General features: G+C 68.4%; 11 protein-coding genes. 7 read left to right on the plus strand and 4 right to left on the minus strand.

All coding sequences use genetic code 11. The features are described 5' to 3' along the window. Positions 1-274: 274 nt before the first annotated feature. A complete protein-coding gene (locus E6O51_RS21200; RefSeq protein ID WP_136387042.1) occupies positions 275-2,329 on the plus strand; it encodes a YgiQ family radical SAM protein in 2,055 nt (684 codons plus the stop codon). On the opposite strand, the gene E6O51_RS21205 is transcribed toward E6O51_RS21200, so the two are convergent. Together E6O51_RS21205 and E6O51_RS21210 are read right to left on the minus strand one after the other, a co-directional pair. Then, positions 2,330-2,938 (minus strand): carboxymuconolactone decarboxylase family protein, encoded by a 609-nt coding sequence (locus E6O51_RS21205; protein ID WP_136387026.1) that lies wholly within the window; start codon positions 2,936-2,938, stop codon positions 2,330-2,332. It lies immediately after the preceding gene. After that, a complete protein-coding gene (locus E6O51_RS21210) occupies positions 2,935-4,119 on the minus strand; it encodes a YbfB/YjiJ family MFS transporter (RefSeq protein ID WP_136387027.1) in 1,185 nt (394 codons plus the stop codon). Before E6O51_RS21210 ends, E6O51_RS21205 begins: the two co-directional genes overlap by 4 nt. A gap of 63 nt (positions 4,120-4,182) precedes the next feature. Here E6O51_RS21210 and E6O51_RS21215 point away from each other — a divergent pair, with 63 nt between their 5' ends. Next, positions 4,183-5,091 (plus strand): LysR family transcriptional regulator, encoded by a 909-nt coding sequence (locus E6O51_RS21215; RefSeq protein ID WP_136387028.1) that lies wholly within the window; start codon positions 4,183-4,185, stop codon positions 5,089-5,091. Positions 5,092-5,108: 17 nt separating this feature from the next. On the opposite strand, the gene E6O51_RS21220 is transcribed toward E6O51_RS21215, so the two are convergent. After that, the gene (locus tag E6O51_RS21220; RefSeq protein WP_136387029.1) at positions 5,109-5,474 is read right to left on the minus strand and encodes a PilZ domain-containing protein; all 366 of its coding nucleotides are present in this window, start codon (positions 5,472-5,474) and stop codon (positions 5,109-5,111) included. 283 nt (positions 5,475-5,757) lie between these two features. On the opposite strand from E6O51_RS21220, the gene E6O51_RS21225 reads away from it, so the two are divergent. From E6O51_RS21225 to E6O51_RS21245, 5 genes are all read left to right on the plus strand, one after another. Further along, on the plus strand, positions 5,758-7,863 hold the full coding sequence (locus E6O51_RS21225) for a type I secretion system permease/ATPase (RefSeq protein ID WP_230976874.1): 2,106 nt from the start codon (positions 5,758-5,760) through the stop codon (positions 7,861-7,863). Continuing rightward, positions 7,860-9,278, plus strand: a complete 1,419-nt coding sequence (locus E6O51_RS21230) for an HlyD family type I secretion periplasmic adaptor subunit (protein ID WP_136387031.1) — start codon at positions 7,860-7,862, stop codon at positions 9,276-9,278. Before E6O51_RS21225 ends, E6O51_RS21230 begins: the two co-directional genes overlap by 4 nt. Then, complete coding sequence (locus E6O51_RS21235; RefSeq protein WP_136387032.1) at positions 9,275-9,871, plus strand: helix-turn-helix transcriptional regulator; 597 nt, start codon at positions 9,275-9,277, stop codon at positions 9,869-9,871. Before E6O51_RS21230 ends, E6O51_RS21235 begins: the two co-directional genes overlap by 4 nt. A 168-nt stretch (positions 9,872-10,039) precedes the next feature. After that, positions 10,040-18,223 (plus strand): retention module-containing protein, encoded by an 8,184-nt coding sequence (locus E6O51_RS21240; RefSeq protein WP_136387033.1) that lies wholly within the window; start codon positions 10,040-10,042, stop codon positions 18,221-18,223. A gap of 73 nt (positions 18,224-18,296) precedes the next feature. Then, on the plus strand, positions 18,297-18,620 hold the full coding sequence (locus E6O51_RS21245) for a hypothetical protein (RefSeq protein WP_136387034.1): 324 nt from the start codon (positions 18,297-18,299) through the stop codon (positions 18,618-18,620). Between the two features lie 223 nt (positions 18,621-18,843). On the opposite strand, the gene E6O51_RS21250 is transcribed toward E6O51_RS21245, so the two are convergent. Next, positions 18,844-20,766: a bifunctional diguanylate cyclase/phosphodiesterase gene (locus tag E6O51_RS21250; protein WP_136387035.1), complete on the minus strand. Its 1,923-nt coding sequence runs from the start codon at positions 20,764-20,766 to the stop codon at positions 18,844-18,846. Positions 20,767-20,798: the final 32 nt, after the last annotated feature.

A 20,798-nucleotide genomic window follows, 5' to 3' on the forward strand; every position in this document is an offset into this window, starting at 1 on the left:
CCCTCGTCGCCTGCATGCGCGTCCTCCTCATTCGTCTGAACGCCATGATCCGCGACCAGACCACATGGAGAACGGGCGACCCCCTGTAAGCCTGAACGACAAATCTGCTGCAGACAGTTGCTCCCACGGGGAACCGGCCGCCGGCCGGACAATCCGGGTAGAATCGCGCCCTTCCCACCCAGCCGGTTCGCCGCCCGTGTCCCCCGAAAACTCCGCGCCCGTGCCGATCAGTGCCGGGGTGCGCCCGCCGCGCCAGGCGGCGCCCTTCCTGCCCATGTCGCGCGCCGAGATGGGCGCGCTGGACTGGGACGTCTGCGACGTGGTGCTGGTCACCGGCGACGCCTACATCGACCACCCCAGCTTCGGCATGGCGCTGGTCGGCCGCCTGCTGGAAGCGCATGGCCTGCGCGTGGGCATCATCAGCCAGCCGGACTGGACCAGCGCCGAGCCCTTCCGCGCCCTGGGGCGTCCGCGGCTGTTCTTCGGCATCACCGCGGGCAACATGGATTCCATGGTCAACCGCTACACCTCGGACCGCAAGATCCGCTCCGAGGACGCCTACACGCCCGGGGCCGCCGCCGGGCGCCGGCCGGACCGCGCGGTCACCGTGTATGCGCAGCGGGCGCGGGAGGCCTTCCCCGACGCCGCGGTGGTCGTCGGCAGCATCGAAGCGTCCTTGCGCCGCATCGCCCACTACGACTACTGGTCGGACAAGGTGCGCCGCTCGGTGCTGGCCGATTCCAAGGCCGACCTGCTGCTGTTCGGCAACGCCGAGCGCGCGCTGGTCGCACTGGCGCAGCGCCTGGCCGCCGGCGAAGCCATCGCCGACATCCGCGACCTGCGCGGCACCGCCTTCATGGTGCGCCCGGACTGGCTGCCGGACGACCGCTGGCAGGAGGCCGATTCCCTCGCCCTCGACCGCCCCGGCCACGTCGCGCCCCACCCCGACCCCTATGCGATGGAAGCGGCTGCCGCGCCCGCCGGCGCCCAGCCGGTGCGCATCGTCGGCCGCGCCGAGCGTCGCACTCAGCGCGCCCACACCGTGATCCGCCTGCCGGCCTGCGAGGACGTCAGCGCCGACCCGGTGCTCTACGCCCACGCCTCCCGCGTCTTCCACCTGGAGTCCAACCCCGGCAACGCCCGTGCCCTGCGCCAGGCCCACGGAGAAGGGCCGGGCCGGCGCGACGTGTGGCTCAACCCGCCGCCGATACCCCTCGCCACGGCGGAGATGGATTTCGTCTACGGCCTGCCCTACGCCCGCGCGCCGCACCCGTCCTACCGCGGGGCGCGCATCCCGGCCTGGGACATGATCAAGTTCTCCATCAACATCATGCGCGGCTGTTTCGGCGGCTGTACCTTCTGCTCCATCACCGAGCACGAGGGGCGCATCATCCAGAGCCGCTCGGAAGCGTCCATCCTGCGCGAAATCGGGGATATTCGCGACCGGATGCCGGATTTTCGCGGCCATATCACCGATCTGGGCGGACCGACCGCCAACATGTACCGCATGGCCTGCAAGGACCCGAAGATCGAGGCCTCCTGTCGCCGCCTGTCCTGCGTCTACCCGGGCATCTGCGAGAACCTCGGCACCGACCACGGCCCGCTGATCGCGCTGTACCGCAAGGCGCGGGCGATTCCGGGCGTGAAGCGGGTCACCGTGGGTTCCGGCCTGCGCTACGACCTGGCGGTGCGCTCGCCCGAGTACGTGAAGGAGCTGGTTTCTCACCACGTCAGCGGCCTGCTCAAGATCGCCCCCGAGCACACCGAGGCCGGTCCCCTCTCCAAGATGATGAAGCCGGGCATCGCCACCTACGAGAAATTCCGCGAACTCTTCGACAAGTACTCGCAACTGGCGGGCAAGAAGCAGCATCTGGTGCCGTACTTCATCGCCGCCCACCCCGGCACCACCGATGAGGACATGGTGAACCTCGCCCTGTGGTTGAAGCGGAACGGCTTCCGCCCCGACCAGGTGCAGACCTTCCTGCCCACGCCCATGGCACTGGCGACCACCATGTACCACAGCCGCAGGAACCCGCTGAAGAAGGTCTCGGCGGATTCCGAAAGCGTGGAGACCGCCCGCGCCGGCAAGTCGCGCAAGCTGCACAAGGCCCTGCTGCGCTGGCACGACCCGGACAACTGGCCGCTGATCCGCGAGGCCCTGCTGGCCATGGGCCGGCGCGAGCTGATCGGCAACCGGCCCGAGCAGCTCGTGCCCTGGCAGCAGCCGGCGGCGCCAAGAATCGGGGAGAGGGGCGCCGGCCGGGCGCCCAACCGGCTCAGTGCCGCCGGAGCGGCGGGCAAGCCGCCCGCGCGGCGCGGCCGTGGCTGATCAGCGCGGCAGTGCGCTCAGCGGGCTGAATCCTTCCGTTGCCGGTGCCGGCGTGCGGGCCACATTCATCACCCACGACACGCAGGCGAAATAGCCGATCAGGGTGCTCAGTTCGACCACCCCCCGCTCGCCCCACAACGCAAGCGCCGCGGCGTAGGTGGGATCGCTCACGCCGTGGTGCTGCAGCAACTCGCCGGCGAAGGCGCACGCGACAGCTTCGCTCTCGTCCATGTCGCGCGGGCACTGGCTGCCGGCGGCCAGATCGTCCAGCGTGCCTGCCCGGGTGCCGGCGGCTAGGGCCAGCGGATGGTGGATGGCCCACTCGAACTGGTTGGAGACGTGGCGCGCCACCACCAGGGTGGCGAATTCGCCGATGCGGGCCGGCAGCGCGGATTCGAAGCGCAGGTATTCACCCACCTTCGCCAGGCGTTCCATCAGCACCGGGCTGCGCAGCAGGGGGACGAAAGGCCCCTTGACGCCCTTGCGCGGACCGTCGATCAGCATTTGCGCGGCTGCGCGCTGGGCCTCGTTCATCATGTCGGCGGCCGGTAGCGGCAGGCGTTCGGAGGTGTCGGGGCCGAAGCCCTGGGGAGTGGGGCGCATGGTCATGCTTGCTCCGTATGGATGGCGGGGGGCGGATGGGCGCTGCGGGAACGGACGAGCAGCGCACTGCTTGCCAGCAAGCTGCCGGCGGCCAGCCAGAGCGCCGCGTCCAGTGGCCAGTCCAGGCCGAGCAGGGCGTTCGCGGCAAGTGGACCGGCAAGCTGGCCGGTGGCGAAGGCGGCGGTCATCGCCGCCATCAATCGGCGCGCATCCGCCGTGGCGGTGCGTGCCTCCTGCAGTCCGAGCAGGGTGACCAGCATGAAGGTGCCGCCGACGCACAGGGCGGCGAACAGCAGGCTGCCCAGCCCGGGGGCGAGGGCCGGGGCCAGCACGCCGGCCGCCATTACCAGTTGGGCGGCGGCCCAGGCGCGGCGGCGCGGCCAGCGCGCCAACAAGGCCGCGCACAGGGTCGAGATCAGCGCCGCCAGGCCGAATACCGGCCACACCCAGCCGAACATGGCGGGGTCGTCGATCAGCAGGCGGGCCTGGGCCGGCAGGTAGGTGGCCGGCAGGATGTAACCGAAACCGAACAGGCCGTAGCACAGTACCAGGCGCAGCGCACCCGCATCGTCCGGTGCGTCGGCGGTGTTCGGGGAGGCGGCCGGCGCCGCGTCAGGCGCCGCGTCGCGCCATAGGCGGCCGGCGAACAGGGTGCCGGCCGTCGCCAGCATGGCGAGCCACCACCAACTGGCCGCTGCGCCGGCCTCCTTCAGGGCGGCCGCATGGCACAGCAGGCCGGCCGCCGCAATGCCCGCGCCCACCCCGGCGAACACCACGCCGCCGAGCGCCGGGCGGCCCAGCGCGGCCAGCCGGGTGAGGCACAGCGCGGCGGTGCCCACCAGCACCCAGGCACTGGCCACGCCGGCCACGAAGCGTGCAGCCAGCCAGAATGCGGTGGGCGCGTCCGCCGCCATTGCTGCGGTGCTGACCGCCACGCCCCACAGGCCGGCGCGCAGCAGGCCGCGCGGTGAGGCGCCGCGGCGGCCAGCCAGCAGCGCGCCGCACAGATAGCCGGCGTAGTTGGCACCGGCCAGCCAGCCGCCGGCCGCCAGCGACAGGCCGAACTCGGCCTGCATCAGCGGCAGTTGCGGGGTAAAGGCGAAGCGGCCGATGCCCATCGCCACGGCCAGCGCGACCAGCCCGCGCAGTGCGGTCGACCAGGGGGAAGAAGTGCTTGCGGTGTCCATGCCGCACTGTAATGGGCTAGTATTTTTTCAACTAATGAAAAGTAATGAATGGAGTTTCTCAAAATGAGAAACATTGATCTGGACGATCTCGAAATCGTCCACGCGGTGATCGCCCACGGCGGCGTGGCGCGTGCGGCGCAGGCGCTGCACCGGGTGCCGTCCAACGTCACCACCCGTATCAAGCAACTTGAGGCGCGGCTCGGCGTGGCGCTGTTTGCCCGGCGTGGGCGCGGGCTGGCACCCACTGCGGAAGGGCGTCTGCTGCACGGCTACGCCGAACGCCTGCTGCGCCTCGCGGACGAGACCGAATCGGCCCTGCGCGCCGGCCGCCTGCTCGGTACCCTGCGTCTGGGTTCGCTGGAAAGCACGGCGGGCAGCCGCCTGCCGCAGGTGCTGGCGCGCTACAACCGGGCGCACCCGGCGGTGCGCATCGAACTGGTCACCGGCACCACCGCTGCTCTGATCGCCCGCCTGGCCCGCCACGACATCGAGGCGGCATTCGTCTCCGAACCCTTCTGCGCGCCGGGGTTGCTGGCGCAACCGGTATTCGAGGAGGAACTGGTGCTGATCAGCGGTGGCGGTGTGGCGGCGGTGTCTTCGCCGCCCGACCTGGGGCGGACCACGCTGATTGCGTTTGCCAGCGGCTGTTCCTACCGGCGCCGGCTGGAAGAGTGGCTGGCGGCTGCCGGAGTGTTGCCGGAGGGGGTGCTGGAATTCGCCTCCTATCCGGCCATCGTGGCCTGCGTGGCGGCAGGCACCGGGGTGGCGGTGGTGCCGCGTTCGGTGCTGGCCGGGCTGAAGGCGGCCGAATCGGTGCGCCAGCATGCGCTGCCGCCCACGTTCGCGTACAGCCGCACCCATCTGCTGTGGCACCCCGGCCAGGCATCGCTCGCGCTGCAGGGGTTGCGGGCCGTGCTGGCCGATGGCTGCAGAGAGGCCGGTGTGACCGTGGCCGCGCCGGCCGGTGCCTGAGCGCGGCCTCGTTCGTCTCAGTCCGCGATCAGGGCGAAGAACTCCCGCTGCAGCAGGTCCGCGTCGCCCAGGTTGAGTTCGATCAGGCGGCGCAGGTGGGTGATGCTGTCGAGATCGATCTCGCGGCACACCAGGCCGATGCGGTCGTCCTCGTGGTGGGCGATGTCGCCTTCCATGCGCACCGTCGTTTCGCCATCGTCGAGCGTCAGCTCCAGCAGACAGCGCTCGCCGGGCTGCACATGGACTTCGCCCAGCGGGTGCAGCAGCGCGCCCTTCAGGGACAGGTCGAGCACTTCGCAGGGAAATTCCCGGTCGCAAAGCGACAGGGACGCACTACTGTGAAAGTTGATGCGGGAGAACTTCCGGTGTTCGGGGACGTGCATGCCGATCGCCTCCGTATGCGGGCGGTGCGCCGGGTGGAACCGGCGCGGGGCCATTCTGGCGCGCCGGCGGCCAACCCGCAAGCATGCGGACGGTTTTTCGGCGGACCGGAGCCGCATGCGGACGCCGTGCGAAAGTTCGCAGCCCGCAAGACATTTGGCTTGGTCGGCAGGGGCCGGTTGCCCAGAATGGGAAGCTGTGTTGAAGAACGACGAACCCAACGATCCGAAGCGCGGCACGCCCGGCACGGGCGATGCGCACCATACTGCGCCGGCACCGGATTCCCTGCTGGAATGCCTGGTCCTGGTCACGCGCGCCCATGGCGGCACGCTGACCCGCGAGGCGGCGCTGGCGGGCTTGCCGGTGGATGCCGCCGGGCTCACGCCCTCGCTGTTCGGCCGCGCGGCGCAGCGTGCGGGCATGACCAGCAAGATCGTCGCCGCCCCGCTCGAAGACCTCAACGACGCACTCGCCCCCACCGTCCTGCTGCTGGCGGACAACCACGCCTGCATACTCGTGGGCTGGGACGAGGCGCGCACCACCGCGCGCGTGGCCTTCCCCGAACTGGGTGAGGCGGTGGTGGACGTGCCGCAGGCCGATCTGGCCGCGCGCTATGCGGGGCGGGCCATCTACGTGCGCCCGCGCTACCGTTTCGATGCACGCAGCCCCACCGTGCGGGCGGTCCGCGGCCAGCACTGGTTCTGGGGCACGATCGGGGAGAACCGCGCGCTGTACCGCGACGTGCTGGTCGCCGCGCTGTTGATCAACCTGTTCGCGCTGGCCATGCCGCTGTTCGTCATGAACGTGTACGACCGCGTGGTGCCCAACAACGCCGTGGAAACCCTGTGGGTGCTGTCCGCCGGCGTGCTGGTGGTGCTGCTGGGCGATCTCGCCCTGCGCACCATGCGCGGGCATTTCGTCGACCTGGCCGGCAGCCGCGCGGACGTGAAGCTCTCGGCGCGCATCATGGAGCGCGTACTGGGCCTGCGCATGGAAGAGCGCCCGGCTTCGGCCGGTTCCTTCGCCGCCAACCTGCGCGCCTTCGAGTCGGTGCGCGACTTCATCAGTTCCGCCACCGTCGTCGCCTTTATCGACGTGCCCTTCGCGGTGATCTTCCTCGTCGTCATCGGCTGGATCGCCTGGCCGCTGGTGCTGCCCTTCGTGGTCGGCGTGGTCGTGCTGCTGTTCTACGCCCTGGCGGTGCAGGGCAAGATGCACGAACTGGCGGAAACCACCTACCGTGCCGGCGCCCAGCGCAACGCCACGCTGGTGGAAGGGCTGGTGGGCATGGAAACGCTCAAGGCCCTGGGCGCCGAGGCCCCGGTGCAGCGCAAGTGGGAACGCAGCGCCGCGTTGCTGGCGCGGGTGGGCGCGCAACTGCGCCTGCTGTCGGCGTCGGCCACCAACGGCGCCATGTGGATGCAGCAGACGGTGAGCGTGGTGGTGATCCTCGTCGGCGTGTACCTGATCGGCGAGGGCGAACTCACCATGGGCGGGCTCATCGCCTGCTACATGCTGTCCTCCCGCGCCATGGCGCCCATCGGCCAGGTCGCCGGCCTGCTGGTGCAATACCACAACGCGGCCACCTCGCTCGCCTCGCTGGACGCACTGATGGGCCAGGCGGTGGAGCGTCCGGAAGAATCGAACTTCATCAGCCGCCCCACACTGCACGGCGCCATCGAATTCCGCGACGTGAGCTTCCACTATCCCGGGCAGGAGACGTTGGCCCTGCGCAATGTCTCGCTGCGCATCCAGCCCGGCGAGCACATCGCCATCCTGGGCCGCATCGGCTCGGGCAAGACCACGCTGGAAAAGCTGATCCTGGGCCTGTATCGCCCCACCGGCGGCGCGGTGTTGATCGACGGGGTGGACGTGCGCCAGCTCGACCCGGCGGAACTGCGCCGCAACATCGGTTACGTGGCGCAGGACACCGTGCTTTTCTACGGCACGCTGCGGGAGAACATCGCCATGGCCGCGCCCCTGGCCGACGATGCGGCGGTGCTGCGCGCGGCGGAAACGGCCGGCATCCTGGATTTCGTCAACAGCCACCCGCAGGGCTTCGACATGCTGGTGGGCGAGCGCGGCGAATCCCTGTCCGGCGGCCAGCGCCAGGGCGTGGCCGTGGCGCGCGCACTGATCAACCACCCGCCGGTGCTGCTGCTGGACGAACCCACCTCGTCCATGGACCATTCCTCGGAAGAGGAGATCAAGCGCCGCCTGGCCGAGTACGCGCGCGGACACACGATGATCGTGGTGACCCACCGCACCTCGCTGCTGGATCTCGTCGCGCGCATCATCGTCATCGACGGCGGGCGCATCGTCGCCGACGGGCCCAAGGCCCAGGTGGTGGAGGCCTTGCGCCAGGGCCGCATCGGCAGGGCCGGATCGTGAACGCCCCCGTCCAGCACCGCCTGTTCGAAGGCATCGGCCGCCTCAGCGACCGCCTGTCGGGCCGCAGCCGGCCCTTCCTCGACCGCTTCTTCGCCCGCATCCTGCCGCCCCCGCCCGAGGAAAACCTCGACTGGGCGGGCGACGCCGACTGGGCCCGCCTGCAGCAGGAACCGCTGCATGCGCGCGCCCTGCTGCGCATCGCGCTCGGGCTGGTCGCGGTGCTGCTGGTCTGGGCCGCCCTGGCCGAAGTGGATGAAGTCACCCGCGGCGAAGGCAAGGTCATTCCGTCCCTGCAGTTGCAGATCGTGCAATCGGTGGATGGCGGCGTGGTCGAGGAAATCCTGGTGCGCGAAGGCCAGGAAGTGTCCGCCGGCGACCTGCTGCTGCGCATCGACCCGACCCGCTTCGTGTCCTCGCTGCTGGAAAACCGCGCCCAGTACCTTTCCCTGCAGGCCAAGGCCGCCCGTTTGAACGCGCTCACCCGCGGGGAGGATCTCGCCATGCCCCAGGAAGTGCTGAGCGACTCGCCCGAGATCGCCGAGCACGAGCGCGGTCTTTACCTGTCCAGCCGCGAAGGGCTGGATGCGCAACTGTCCATCGCCCGCGACCAGCTCACCCAGCGCCAGCAGGAACTCAACGAGGCGCGCTCGCGCCGCGAACAGGCCGCGCGCAGCTACGACCTGGTGCAGCAGGAACTGCAGGTGACCCGCCCGCTGATGCAGTCCGGCGCGGTGTCCGAGGTCGAACTGCTGCGCCTGGAGCGCGACGTGGCCCGCCTGCGCGGCGAACGCGATCAGGCCGGATCGCAGATTTCGCGCATCCAGGCCGCCATCGCCGAGGCCACCGGCAAGATCGAGGAAGTGGAACTGAACGTGCGCAACCAGTGGCGCAACGAGCTCTCCGAGACCATGAGCAAGCTCGCCAGCCTGGTCGAAAGCAGCCGCGGCCTGGCCGACCGGGTCAAGCACGCCGAAGTGCGCGCCCCGGTGCACGGCACCGTGTCGCGCCTGCTGGTCAGCACCGTGGGCGGGGTCGTCCAGCCCGGCAAGGAAGTGGTGGAGATCGTGCCCCTGGACGACACCCTGATCCTGGAAGCCCGCATTCAGCCCCAGGACATCGCCTTCCTGCGTCCCCGGCAGGAAGCCATCGTCAAGTTCACCGCCTACGACTTCGCCATCTACGGCGGCCTGGACGCCACCGTGGAGCACATCGGCGCCGACACCGTCACCGACGACAAGGGCAACGCCTTCTACGTCGTGCGCGTGCGCACCCGCGAAACCGGCCTGGGCGAAGGCCTGCCCATCATCCCGGGCATGGTGGCCCAGGTGGACATCCTGACCGGCAAGAAAAGCATCCTCTCCTACCTGCTGAAGCCCGTGCTGCGGGCCAAGGCCAACGCGCTGACCGAACGATGAGCCGACATTTCTTCATCGCCCCGGCCGCCAGCGCCAGCACGCGCTGGGCCGACGCTTTCCCGGGAGCCCGCGTGCTCGCGTCCGCGGTGCAGGTCCCCGCGCTGCAGCAGGCGGATACGGTGTGGCTGTCCAGCGCCGTGCCGGACTGGCAGCCGCGCCTCGCGCGTCTGGCGGCGGGGCCGGCCGCGCCCCCCGTCGTCGTCCTGGCGCTGCAACCCAGCCAGCACGAAGCGCTGCTGGCGCTGGACGGCGGGGCGCGGGGCTACTGCCATGCCCTGTCCGCCCCCGCGCTGCTGCGCGAGGTGGCGGTGGTCGTGCACCACGGCGGCCTGTGGATAGGCCCGGAACTGATGGGTCGCGTCCTCGGCGCCTTCCGCCGCGCCGCGCCGGCCCCGGCCGCCGCGCCCGACCTCGATCTCCTGTCGCCGAGGGAGCAGGAAGTCGCTCGCGCCGTGGCTTCCGGCCACAGCAACAAGGAAATCGCGCGCCTGCTCGGCATCACCGAACGCACCGTGAAGGCCCACCTGGGCACCGCCTTCGAAAAGCTCGGCGTGCGCGATCGCCTGCAACTGGCGCTGCGCATCGGCGGCTGAGACGCGGGCACGGCGCGGCCGCCGGACCGGCTGGGCGACTCAATTTCTTCCGGCCTTGTCCATCGGTCCAATTTTCTCCGCTGCCGCGCTCCGCTAACTTTGCTGCCATAGCGGAAAAGGTCCGCCGGGCGCCCCCGCCCCGCAACCCCGAAAGTTCAGGAGAGAATCATGGCCACCAGCCAACCCGTCGCCACCGTCGTCGCCGTCACCGGCCACGCCTTCGCCCGCGATACCGAAGGCAATATGCGTCCCCTCAAGGCCGACGATGCCCTGCTCGAAGGCGAAACCATCGTCACCTCGGCCGGCGGCCGGGTCGAACTGGCCACCCTGGACGGTGAACTGCTCGCCATCGGCGAGCAGCAGACCGTCACGGTCACCGCCGAACTTTCGGAAGGCACCCGTCCGCAGGCTCCCGACGCCGCCCTGGCCGACGGCACCGTGGAGCAGGTCATCCAGGCCCTGGAAACCGGCGCCAACCTGGATGACGTCCTCGAAGCCCCCGCGGCCGGTCTCGGCGGCGGCGGCGGCGGCGAAGGCAGCAGCTTCGTGCGCCTGCTGCGCATCACGGAAGGGGTCGACCCGCTGGCCTTCCAGTTCGATCCGGCCACCATCGAGGAATACGAAGAGCTGCGGGAAGGCATTGCGGAATCGCAGGACTCCTCCGGATCGGGCGATACCCCGTCCAGCCCCGTTCCCCCGGTGATCGCCACGGCAACGCTGGGCGACGTCACGGTTTCCGAAGGCGAGCCGGCCGCCACCATCACCGTCGCCCTCGACAAGCCGGTGACCGGCAGCCCGCTGGTGATCACGCTCTCCAACGGCGCCACCATCACCATCGGCGTGGGCGAGACCACCGGCACCTCCACGCCTTTCCCGGTCCAGGGCGACGACGTCTACAAGGACGGCGAGAGCTACCAGGTGTCGATCACCGACGTGAGCGGCGGCGGATTCGACGATGTGGTCACCAGTGACACCGCCACGGTCACGGTGGAAGACACCGTCGACACGGTGACGGTGAGCATCGTCGCCAACGGCGACGTGACCGAAGCCGAACAACCGGGCTTCACGGTGCGGGTGAGCGAAGCCCTCGACCGGGACCTGACGGTGACGCTGAGCAATGGCGACACGGTGACGATCCCCGCAGGCTCCACCGAGGCGCTCTACGAACTGCCGGCCCAGGGCGACGACGTCTATGAAGACGGCGACACCGTCGAACTGTCGGTGAGCGGAGCTTCCGTTGTGGGCGCCGAGTTCGAAGACCTGGTGCTCGACCCGACGGTGGCTACGGTGACGGTAAGCGACACTGTCGATACCACCGCGATCACGCTGTCCGACGTGAGCGTGGACGAAGGTACCGGCACGGCCACGATCACCGCCACGGTGGGCGCGGCCGTGACCGGCAGCCCGCTGGTGATCACGCTCAGTAACGGCGCCACGATCACCATCGGTGTGGGTGAAACCACCGGCACGTCCACCGAGTTCGCCGTCCAGGCCGACGACGTGTATGTGGACGGTGAGAGCTACGAGGTGTCTATCACGGGCACTTCGGGCGGTAACTTCGAGGCGCTGGACACCACCGACACCGCCACGGTGACGGTGAGTGACACCACGGACACCACCGCGATCACGCTCTCCGATGTGAGCGTCGACGAAGGCACCGGCACGGCCACGATCACTGCCACGGTGGGCGCGGCCGTGACCGACAGTCCGCTGGTGATTACGCTCAGCAATGGCGCCACGGTCACCATCGGCATCGGTGAAACCACGGGTACCTCCACCGCGTTCGCCGTCCAGGGCGAAGACGTGTATGTGGATGGCGAGAGCTACGCGGTCTCCATCACCGGCACCACGGGCGGCAACTACGAAGCGCTGGACACCAGCGATACCGCCACGGTGACGGTGAGTGACACTGTCGATACCACCGCGATCACGCTCTCCGACGTGAGCGTCGATGAAGGCACCGGCACGGCCACGATCACCGCCACGGTGGGCGCGGCCGTGACCGACAGTCCGCTGGTGATTACGCTCAGTAACGGCGCGACGATTACCATCGGCGTGGGCGAAACAACGGGCACGTCCACCGAGTTCACCGTGCAGGGCGACGACGTGTATGTGGACGGCGAGAGCTACGCGGTCTCCATCACCGGCACCACGGGCGGCAACTTCGAAGCGCTGGACACCAGCGATACCGCCACGGTGACGGTGAGCGACACTGTCGATACCACGGCGGTCACACTCTCCGACGTGAGCGTCGACGAAGGCACCGGCACGGCCACGATTACTGCCACGGTGGGTGCGGCCGTGACCGAGAGCCCGCTGGTGATCACGCTGTCCAACGGTGCCACCATCACCATCGGTGTGGGCGAGACCACCGGCACGTCCACCGCGTTCGCCGTCCAGGCCGACGACGTTTACAACGACGGCGAAAGTTACGAGCTCTCCATTACCGGCACCACGGGCGGCAACTTCGAAGCGCTGGACACCACCGACACCGCCACGGTGACGGTGAGCGACACTGTTGATACCACTGCGATCACGCTTTCCGACGTGAGCGTCGACGAAGGCATCGGCACGGCCACCATCACTGCCACAGTGGGCGCGGCCGTGACCGACAGCCCCTTGGTGATCACGCTCAGCAACGGCGCGACGATCACCATCGGGGTGGGTGAAACCACCGGCACGTCCACCGCGTTCGCTGTGCAGGGCGACGACGTCTACAACGACGGCGAAAGTTACGAGGTGTCCATCACCGGCACCACGGGCGGCAACTACGAAGCGCTGAACACCAGCGATACCGCTACGGTGACGGTGAGTGACACTGTCGATACCACGGTGATCACGCTCTCCGACGTGAGCGTCGACGAAGGCGCGGGTACGGCCACGATCACCGCCACGGTGGGCGCGGCCGTGACCGACAGCCCGCTGGTGATCACACTCAGCAACGGCGCGACGATCACCATCGGTGTGGGCGAGACCACGGGTACGTCCACCGAGTTCGCCGTGCAGGGCGACGACGTCTACAACGACGGCGAGAGCTACACGGTGTCCATCACGGGCACCACGGGCGGTAACTTCGAAGCGCTGGACACCACCGACACCGCCACGGTGACGGTCACCGACACCACGGACACCACCGCGATCACGCTTTCTGATGTGAGCGTCGACGAAGGCGTGGGCACGGCCACGATCACTGCCACGGTGGGCGCGGCTGTGACGGACAGCCCGCTGGTAATCACGCTGTCCAACGGCGCCACGATCACCATCGGGGTGGGCGAGACCACGGGCACGTCCACCGCGTTCGCCGTGCAGGGCGACGACGTCTACAACGACGGCGAAAGCTACGAGGTGTCCATCACGGGCACTTCGGGCGGCAACTTCGAAGCGCTGGATACCAGCGACACCGCCACGGTGACGGTCACCGACACCCCCGACACCACCGCGATCACGCTCTCCGACGTGAGTGTCGACGAAGGCACCGGCACGGCCACGATCACCGCCACGGTGGGTGCGGCCGTGACCGACAGCCCCCTGGTGATCACGCTCAGTAACGGCGCGACGATCACCATCGGGGTGGGCGAGACCACGGGTACCTCCACCGCGTTCGCCGTCCAGGGCGAAGACGTGTATGTGGACGGCGAGAGCTACGAGGTCTCCATCACCGGCACCACGGGCGGCAACTTCGAAGCGCTGGACACCACCGACACCGCCACGGTCACGGTGAGCGATACCACCGATACGGTGACGGTGAGCATCGTCGCCAACGGCGACGTGACCGAAGCCGAACAGCCGGGCTTCACGGTGCAGGTGAGCGAAGCGCTCGACCGGGATCTCACGGTGACGCTGAGCAACGGCGACACGGTGACGATTGTGGCGGGTTCCACCGAAGCACTGTACGAACTGCCGGCGCAGGGTGACGACGTCTACAAGGACGGCGACACCGTCGAACTGTCGGTGAGCGACGCCTCGGTGGTGGATGCCACTTTCGAGGACCTGGTGCTCGACCCGACGGTGGCGACGGTGACGGTGAGCGACACTGTCGATACCACCGCGATCACGCTCTCCGACGTGAGCGTCGACGAAGGCACCGGCACGGTCTCGATCACCGCGACGGTAGGTGCGGCCGTGACCGGCGCTCCGCTGGTGATCACACTCAGCAATGGCGCCACGATCACCATCGGCGTGGGTGAAACCACCGGCACGTCCACCGAGTTCGCCGTCCAGGGCGACGACGTCTACAACGACGGCGAAAGTTACGAAGTCTCCATCACCGGCGCCTCGGGCGGCAACTACGAAGCGCTGGACACCACCGACACCGCCACGGTGACGGTCACCGACACCCCCGACACCACGGCGATCACGCTCTCCGACGTGAGCGTCGACGAAGGCGCGGGTACGGCCACGATCACCGCCACGGTGGGCGCGGCCGTCACCGAAAGCCCGCTGGTGATCACGCTGTCCAACGGTGCCACCATCACCATCGGCGTGGGCGAGACCACGGGTACCTCCACCGCGTTCGCCGTGCAGGGCGACGACGTCTACAACGACGGCGAAAGCTACTCGGTCTCCATCACCGGCACCACGGGCGGCAACTACGAAGCGCTGGACACCAGCGACACCGCCACGGTCACGGTGTCCGACACCACGAACACGGTGACGGTGAGCATTGTCGCCAACGGTGACGTGACCGAAGCCGAACAGCCGGGCTTCACGGTGCAGGTGAGCGAAGCGCTCGACCGGGACCTGACGGTGACGCTGAGCAACGGCGACACGGTGACGATTGTGGCGGGCTCCACTGAAGCACTGTACGAACTGCCGGCGCAGGGCGACGATGTCTACAAGGACGGCGACACCGTCGAACTTTCGGTGACCGGCGCCACGGTGCCGGATGCCACTTTCGAAGACCTGGTGTTCGACCCGACGGTGGCGACGGTGACGGTGACCGATACCACGGACACCACCACGATCACGCTTTCCGACGTGAGCGTGGACGAAGGCGCTGGCACGGCTACGATCACCGCCACGGTGGGCGCGGCCGTGACCGACAGCCCGCTGGTAATCACGCTGTCCAACGGCGCTACCATCACCATCGGCGTGGGTGAAACCACGGGCACGTCCACCGCGTTCGCCGTTCAGGCCGACGACGTCTACAACGACGGCGAAAGCTATACGGTGTCCATCACGGGCACTTCGGGCGGCAACTTCGAAGCACTGGACACCAGCGACACCGCCACGGTGACGGTCACCGACACTACGGACACCACCGCGATCACGCTTTCCGACGTAAGCGTCGACGAAGGCACCGGCACGGCCACCATCACCGCCACGGTGGGCGCGGCCGTGACCGAGAGCCCGCTGGTGATCACCCTGTCCAATGGCGCCACCATCACCATCGGCGTGGGTGAAACCACGGGTACGTCCACCGCGTTCGCCGTGCAGGGCGACGACGTCTACAACGACGGCGAAAGCTACACGGTGTCCATCACGGGCACCACGGGCGGCAACTACGAAGCGCTGGATATCAGCGACACCGCCACGGTCACGGTGAGCGACACTACCGACACCGTGACGGTAAGCATCGTCAGCGACGGCGACGTGACCGAAGCCCAGCAGCCGAGCTTCACGGTGAGCGTGAGCCAGGCGCTCGACAAGAATCTCACTGTGACGTTGAGCAACGGCGACACGGTCACGATCGCGGCCGGCGAAACCGAAGCCCAGTATCAACTACCGGCGCAGGGCGACGACGTCTACAAGGACGGCGACACCGTCGAGCTGTCGGTGACCGGCGCCACGGTGCCGGATGCCACTTTCGAAGACCTGCAGATCAGCCCCGCCACGGCCACGGTGACGATTACCGACACCACCGACACCACCGCGATCACCCTGGGCGACGCGACGGCCGCCGAGGGCGGCACGGCCACCATCACCGCCACGGTGGGCGCGGCCGTGACCGGCAGCCCGCTGGTGATCACGCTCAGCAACGGCGCCACGATCACCATTGGCGTGGGCCAGACCACCGGCACGTCCACCTCCTTCGCAGTGGCCAACGCCGAAGACGTGTATCTGGACGCCGGCAGCTACCCGGTGTCGATCACCGGCACCACGGGCGGGAACTTCGAGGCACTGGACACCACCGATACCGCCACGGTGACGGTGGCCGACACCATCGATGCCGTTTCCGCCACCCTCACTGCGAACACCGGCGAAGTGCCCATCAATGGCGGTTCGGTGGAATTCACCGTGACCCTCGGCGAACCCGCGGCCGATGGCCATCCGGTGACGGTGAACCTGTCCAACGGGCAGCAGATCACCATCGCCGGCGGTGCCAGCTCGGGTAGCGTGACCGTGGCCTACGGGGCCGGTGACATGGAAGGCGGCGCGGAAACCGTGACCATCTCCTCCGTTTCCGGCGGCAACTTCGAGAACCTGGTGGGTGCGGGGGAAGTGGCGCTTTCCCAGGAGCAACTGCTCAAGAATGACAACGACGACTCCACCATCGTGGCCGGTGGCGGCAACGACGTGGTGCTGGCCGACCAGGGCGGCTCCGAGATCATCGACAATCCGGGGGACAGCTACAACATCGCCCTGCTGGTGGATACCTCCGGCAGTATGGGCGACAGAATGGGCGACTCGACCCGGATGGCGCTGACCAAGGCGGCGCTGAAGAACTTTGTCGATAGCCTCACGGGGCATGACGGCACCATCAACATCGCGCTGATCGGCTTCGCGGGCAACAGCCAGACGTCGGTCAAGATCAGCATCGAGGGCTTCGGGGAGGATGACCTGAATGACCTCTACGACGCCATCGACGCGCTGCGGGCCAACGGGGGGACCAACTACGAAGCGGGCTTCAACGAGACCGTCGAATGGTTCGACAGCCAGCCCGCGGCGGACCACAACCTGACCTATTTCCTCACGGACGGCGACCCGACCTATTACCTCGACGGCAGCAGCCAGGGGGGTAGCGGCAGTTCGACCAACGCCGAGACGCTGCGCCAGTCCATCGACGCCTTCGAGGCGCTCGGCGACATCAGTACGGTCAAGGCCATCGGCATTGGCGAGGGTATCAATGAGGAGTACCTGAAGTTCTTCGATAACACCGATGTGACGGGGCAACACAGTGTTGCTTTTGGTACGGTCACTACCGACCTCGCGACGTTCAACAGTGGTGGTCCGGGACCGCTCGGGGCATTGAGTGACTGGACGGTGCGGGAGGGTAGTGATGGGGTGGTTTCCCTCCAGGGGACCTACAACCGCAATCTACGCATCGATGACACTTCCGATAATGGCGGTCAGCCGGCGATAGTCGAGAGCCGTGCGTTCGAGGTGGTGGTGGATGGCACCCATTTCCGGTTCGACGTGGGTCATAACGGCCGCAGCAGTGGCGACTCCTTCCGGTGGGAAGTCCAGCGCCTGAATGGGGCTGATTGGGAGACGGTATCTTCCGGCACCCGAAACAGCGACGGCACGGTCACTACGGACAGTGTGGACGCCGGTACTTACCGGTTCGTGTTCACGGTCGAAGACAATTCGTCCCGCAACGATTACCGGGTGGACATCGACAATATTGAACAGCGTAGCCCGGACCTCGTGACCGGCCCGGGCGGTACGGTAGACATCGTGCATTCCGCCGACGACCTGGCCGCCGCGCTGCAGGGCGGTTCGTCCGAGCTGGATCTGGAAGCGGCGGGTGAAGATACGGTCTATGGCGGCGCCGGCGACGACATCATCTTCGGCGACGTCATCAACACCGACGGCCTGGACTGGAGCTCCCTGGGCGGCAGGCCGGAAAGCCTGCCCGACGGCTCCGGCGTCAAGGCGCTCAAGGCCTACCTGCAGGCCCTGAACGGCGAGCCGCCCACGGATGCGGACATCTATACCTACCTGCGCGATCACCACGAGGAGTTCAACGTGGCCGGCGACACCCGCGGCGGCCACGACGTCCTGGATGGTGGTGCCGGCAACGACATCATCTACGGCCAGGGCGGCAACGACACGCTGATCGGCGGGGAGGGCGACGATACCCTGTACGGCGGCGCCGGTGCGGACGTGTTCCAGTGGAATCTGGCCGACGCGGGCACTTCCGCTGCGCCGGCCACCGACACGGTGAAGGACTTCAGCCTCGATCAGGGCGATGCCCTCGACCTGCGCGACCTGCTCCAGAACTACGACGGGACGTCCGAGGACCTGGGCAACTACCTGCAAGTGGGCCAGGAGGGCGGCAACACCGTGGTCCAGGTCAGCACCAGCGGAGCATTTGCCGATGCCGGCGTGGCCGACCAGGTGATCGTGCTGGAAGGTGTGCAGCTCACGCTCGAACAGTTGCAGGCTGCCAACAAGCTCATCGTCGATTAAGCTGTAAGCGTATGCAGGATTGCGAGGCCCTTCCCGCCGTCCGGCGGGAAGGGCCTTGCCTTGGGGATATCCGATGATCTACATCAAACGCGACGAAGAGGCGCACATCACGGCCGCGAGCCTGAAGTCCGAGGGACCGGAGTGGGAAAAGATGACGGGCCACGAACCGGAGGTGGTGCTGTTCTGCCAGGGGCTGGTCAGCGGGGAGAAGCTGGCCATTTCCGACCTCGCGCTGGTGCGGGTGCTGGAGGACGTCATCGATCTCCTGATCGAGCGCGGGGTGATCCGCTTCACCGATCTGCCGGAGCCTGCGCAGGAAAAACTCAGTGCGCGCCGCAGCGCGCGGGCGTCCATCCGCCAGTTGAACCTGCTCGACGAGGACGACAAGCTGGTGTGAGAGCCGCGCTTTCTTCCTCCCCCTTCAAGGGGGAGGTCAGGAGGGGGATGGGTTTCGGTTCAGCCTGCCGATAAACCCATCCCCACCCCAACCCTCCCCTTGAAGGGGAGGGAGTACATACACCCCAACCCGGGAATCTCTGCTTCGCTCCGGCGGCGCAGCGCGATGCTCTGCGAAACCCCGCCTATCCCCCCTTGAAGGGGAAGGAGCGGCCGTGGGTAACCTACGAATCCTTCCCCGGCCACTCCACCCCGGGGCCGGTGGCGCCGTCCAGGCCCAGGGTGGCGAGGGTGTTCCGTTCGGCGTCGCTGCCGACACCTTCGGCGATGACGACGAGGCCGATGGCGTGGGCCACCACGCACAGGCCGCGCACGAAGTTCTGGTTGCCGGTGTCGGTGTCGATGCCGCGCACCATGGAGGCATCCACCTTGATGTAGTCCAGGCCGAGGTCGTGCAGGTCGCCGATGCGGTCGACGCGGTGGCCCACGTGCTCGATGCCGAGCTTGCAGTCCAGCGGCCGCAGCGCCAGGCACAGGGCGCGGAACTCCGCCAGGTGGCGCAGCACGCCGTATTCGGGCACCTCGATCCACAGCCTGGCGGTGAGCGCGGGGCGCTCCTGCAGGATGGTGAACAGTTCGGTGCGGAAGTTCGCGTCGCACAGCGCCTCGGGCGAGAGGTTGATGCCGATGGGCTGGCCTTCCTGCGCGATGCGGTCCAGCGCGGCGCGCACCACGGCGGCGTCGAGGCGGCCCATCATCCCCAGGCGGGCCGCCCACGGCATGAAGTAGCCGGCGCGCTGCCATTCACCATCGAGCCGCAGGCGCATAGGTGCTTCGAAATGCAGCAGCGAGCCGTCGGTGGCGACGGCGGGGTAGAGCGCCAGTTGCACGCCGTCGCGCACCAGCGCCGCATCGAGCGCGCGGCGCCAGTCGGCCAGGCTGGCGTGGACGGGTGCTTCGCCCGTGGCCGGGGCCACCTGCAGCGCGCGCTCGCCGGCCTGTTCGGCGGCGGCGAGCGCGCCGTCGATGCGGGCGAGCAGCGCGCCGCGGCCCTCGCTGGGCTTGTAGGCGCTGAGGCCCGTCGGCAGCGCCACGGCGATGCGCGCCTGCCATTGGTCCTGCAGCGGGTGGAGGGCGGCGCCCAGTTCCGCGCCGACCGCATCGGCATCGGCGGCCCCGCCGGCGAGCAGGGTGAAGTCGCTGCCGTTGAGGCGCCCCGCTTCCCAGCCGGAATGGGCTTCGGCCAGCGTCTGCAGGGCCTGGGCGATGTCCCGCAGCAGGCGGTCCGTATCCTGCCGGCCCAGTTGCCGGTTGATGCCGGCCAGGTCGCGCAGGCGCACGATGGCCAGCGTGCCACCGCTTTCCGCATCGTCGCGGGTGAGCGCGGCGTCGAGCAGGTTGAGGAAATGGGTGCGGTTGGCGAGCCCGGTGAGTTCGTCGCACTGGCTCTGCCGGCGCAGTTGTTCCAGACGGCGGGATTCTTCCGCCAGCATGGCATGCACCCGTTCGGACAGGGCATTCATGGCCCGCACCACGCTGCGGAACTCGGTGGTGTTGGGCTCCTCGGTGGTGACGAAGCGGCGCCCGCCGATGGCTTCGGCCTGTTCCACCACGCGTCCCAGCGGGCGGGTGATGTACTTGAGCAGCAGGGTGCCGGCGATGCCGGTGATGGCCGCCCCGGCGACGAACCACACCAGCAGCAGCAGCGTGCCTTCCCACAGGGACTGGTAGGCGTAGCGGGTGTGGCTTTCCAGCGACAGGGTGCCGTACTGGCGCCAGCCGTCCTGCACCTGGGCGATGCCGGGGTGGGTCTCGATGGGCACCAGGCGGGCGAACCATTCCGGCGCACCGATGGCATCGCCGTCGTTCCCGCGCTCCACGATGACCTGGCCATGGGGGTCGGCCAGGCGGATCAGGCGGTAGTGCCCGGTATCGAACTGCGCGGCCACCTGCAGTTCCACGGTGACCGGGTCCTTGGGCATCTGCGACAGCGCCAGGGCCAGCGAGGTGGCGTTGTCCACGTTCTTCAGCGACACCTGCTGGGACAGGTAGTGGCGCGCCGAGAGCGTGCTCACCACCAGGCTGCTGCCGAAGGCGAGGGTCATGACCACGAAGATGGCGATCCACAGTTGCTTGATCAGTGACATGGCTTGAATGCTCCGATACCGCGAAAGCCGCA

The sequence above is a fragment of the Pseudothauera rhizosphaerae genome (assembly GCF_004801305.1).
Taxonomy (GTDB): Bacteria; Pseudomonadota; Gammaproteobacteria; order Burkholderiales; family Rhodocyclaceae; genus Pseudothauera; species Pseudothauera rhizosphaerae.

What these genes read in the sequence shown, in the direction of transcription:
- E6O51_RS21200 (WP_136387042.1), top strand. Translation starts at nt 275, where the DNA reads ATGTCGCGCGCCGAGATGGGCGCGCTGGACTGGGACGTCTGCGACGTG.
- E6O51_RS21205 (WP_136387026.1), bottom strand. Translation starts at nt 2,938, where the DNA reads ATGACCATGCGCCCCACTCCCCAGGGCTTCGGCCCCGACACCTCCGAA.
- E6O51_RS21210 (WP_136387027.1), bottom strand. Translation starts at nt 4,119, where the DNA reads ATGGACACCGCAAGCACTTCTTCCCCCTGGTCGACCGCACTGCGCGGG.
- E6O51_RS21215 (WP_136387028.1), top strand. Translation starts at nt 4,183, where the DNA reads ATGAGAAACATTGATCTGGACGATCTCGAAATCGTCCACGCGGTGATC.
- E6O51_RS21220 (WP_136387029.1), bottom strand. Translation starts at nt 5,474, where the DNA reads ATGCACGTCCCCGAACACCGGAAGTTCTCCCGCATCAACTTTCACAGT.
- E6O51_RS21235 (WP_136387032.1), top strand. Translation starts at nt 9,275, where the DNA reads ATGAGCCGACATTTCTTCATCGCCCCGGCCGCCAGCGCCAGCACGCGC.
- E6O51_RS21240 (WP_136387033.1), top strand. Translation starts at nt 10,040, where the DNA reads ATGGCCACCAGCCAACCCGTCGCCACCGTCGTCGCCGTCACCGGCCAC.
- E6O51_RS21245 (WP_136387034.1), top strand. Translation starts at nt 18,297, where the DNA reads ATGATCTACATCAAACGCGACGAAGAGGCGCACATCACGGCCGCGAGC.
- E6O51_RS21250 (WP_136387035.1), bottom strand. Translation starts at nt 20,766, where the DNA reads ATGTCACTGATCAAGCAACTGTGGATCGCCATCTTCGTGGTCATGACC.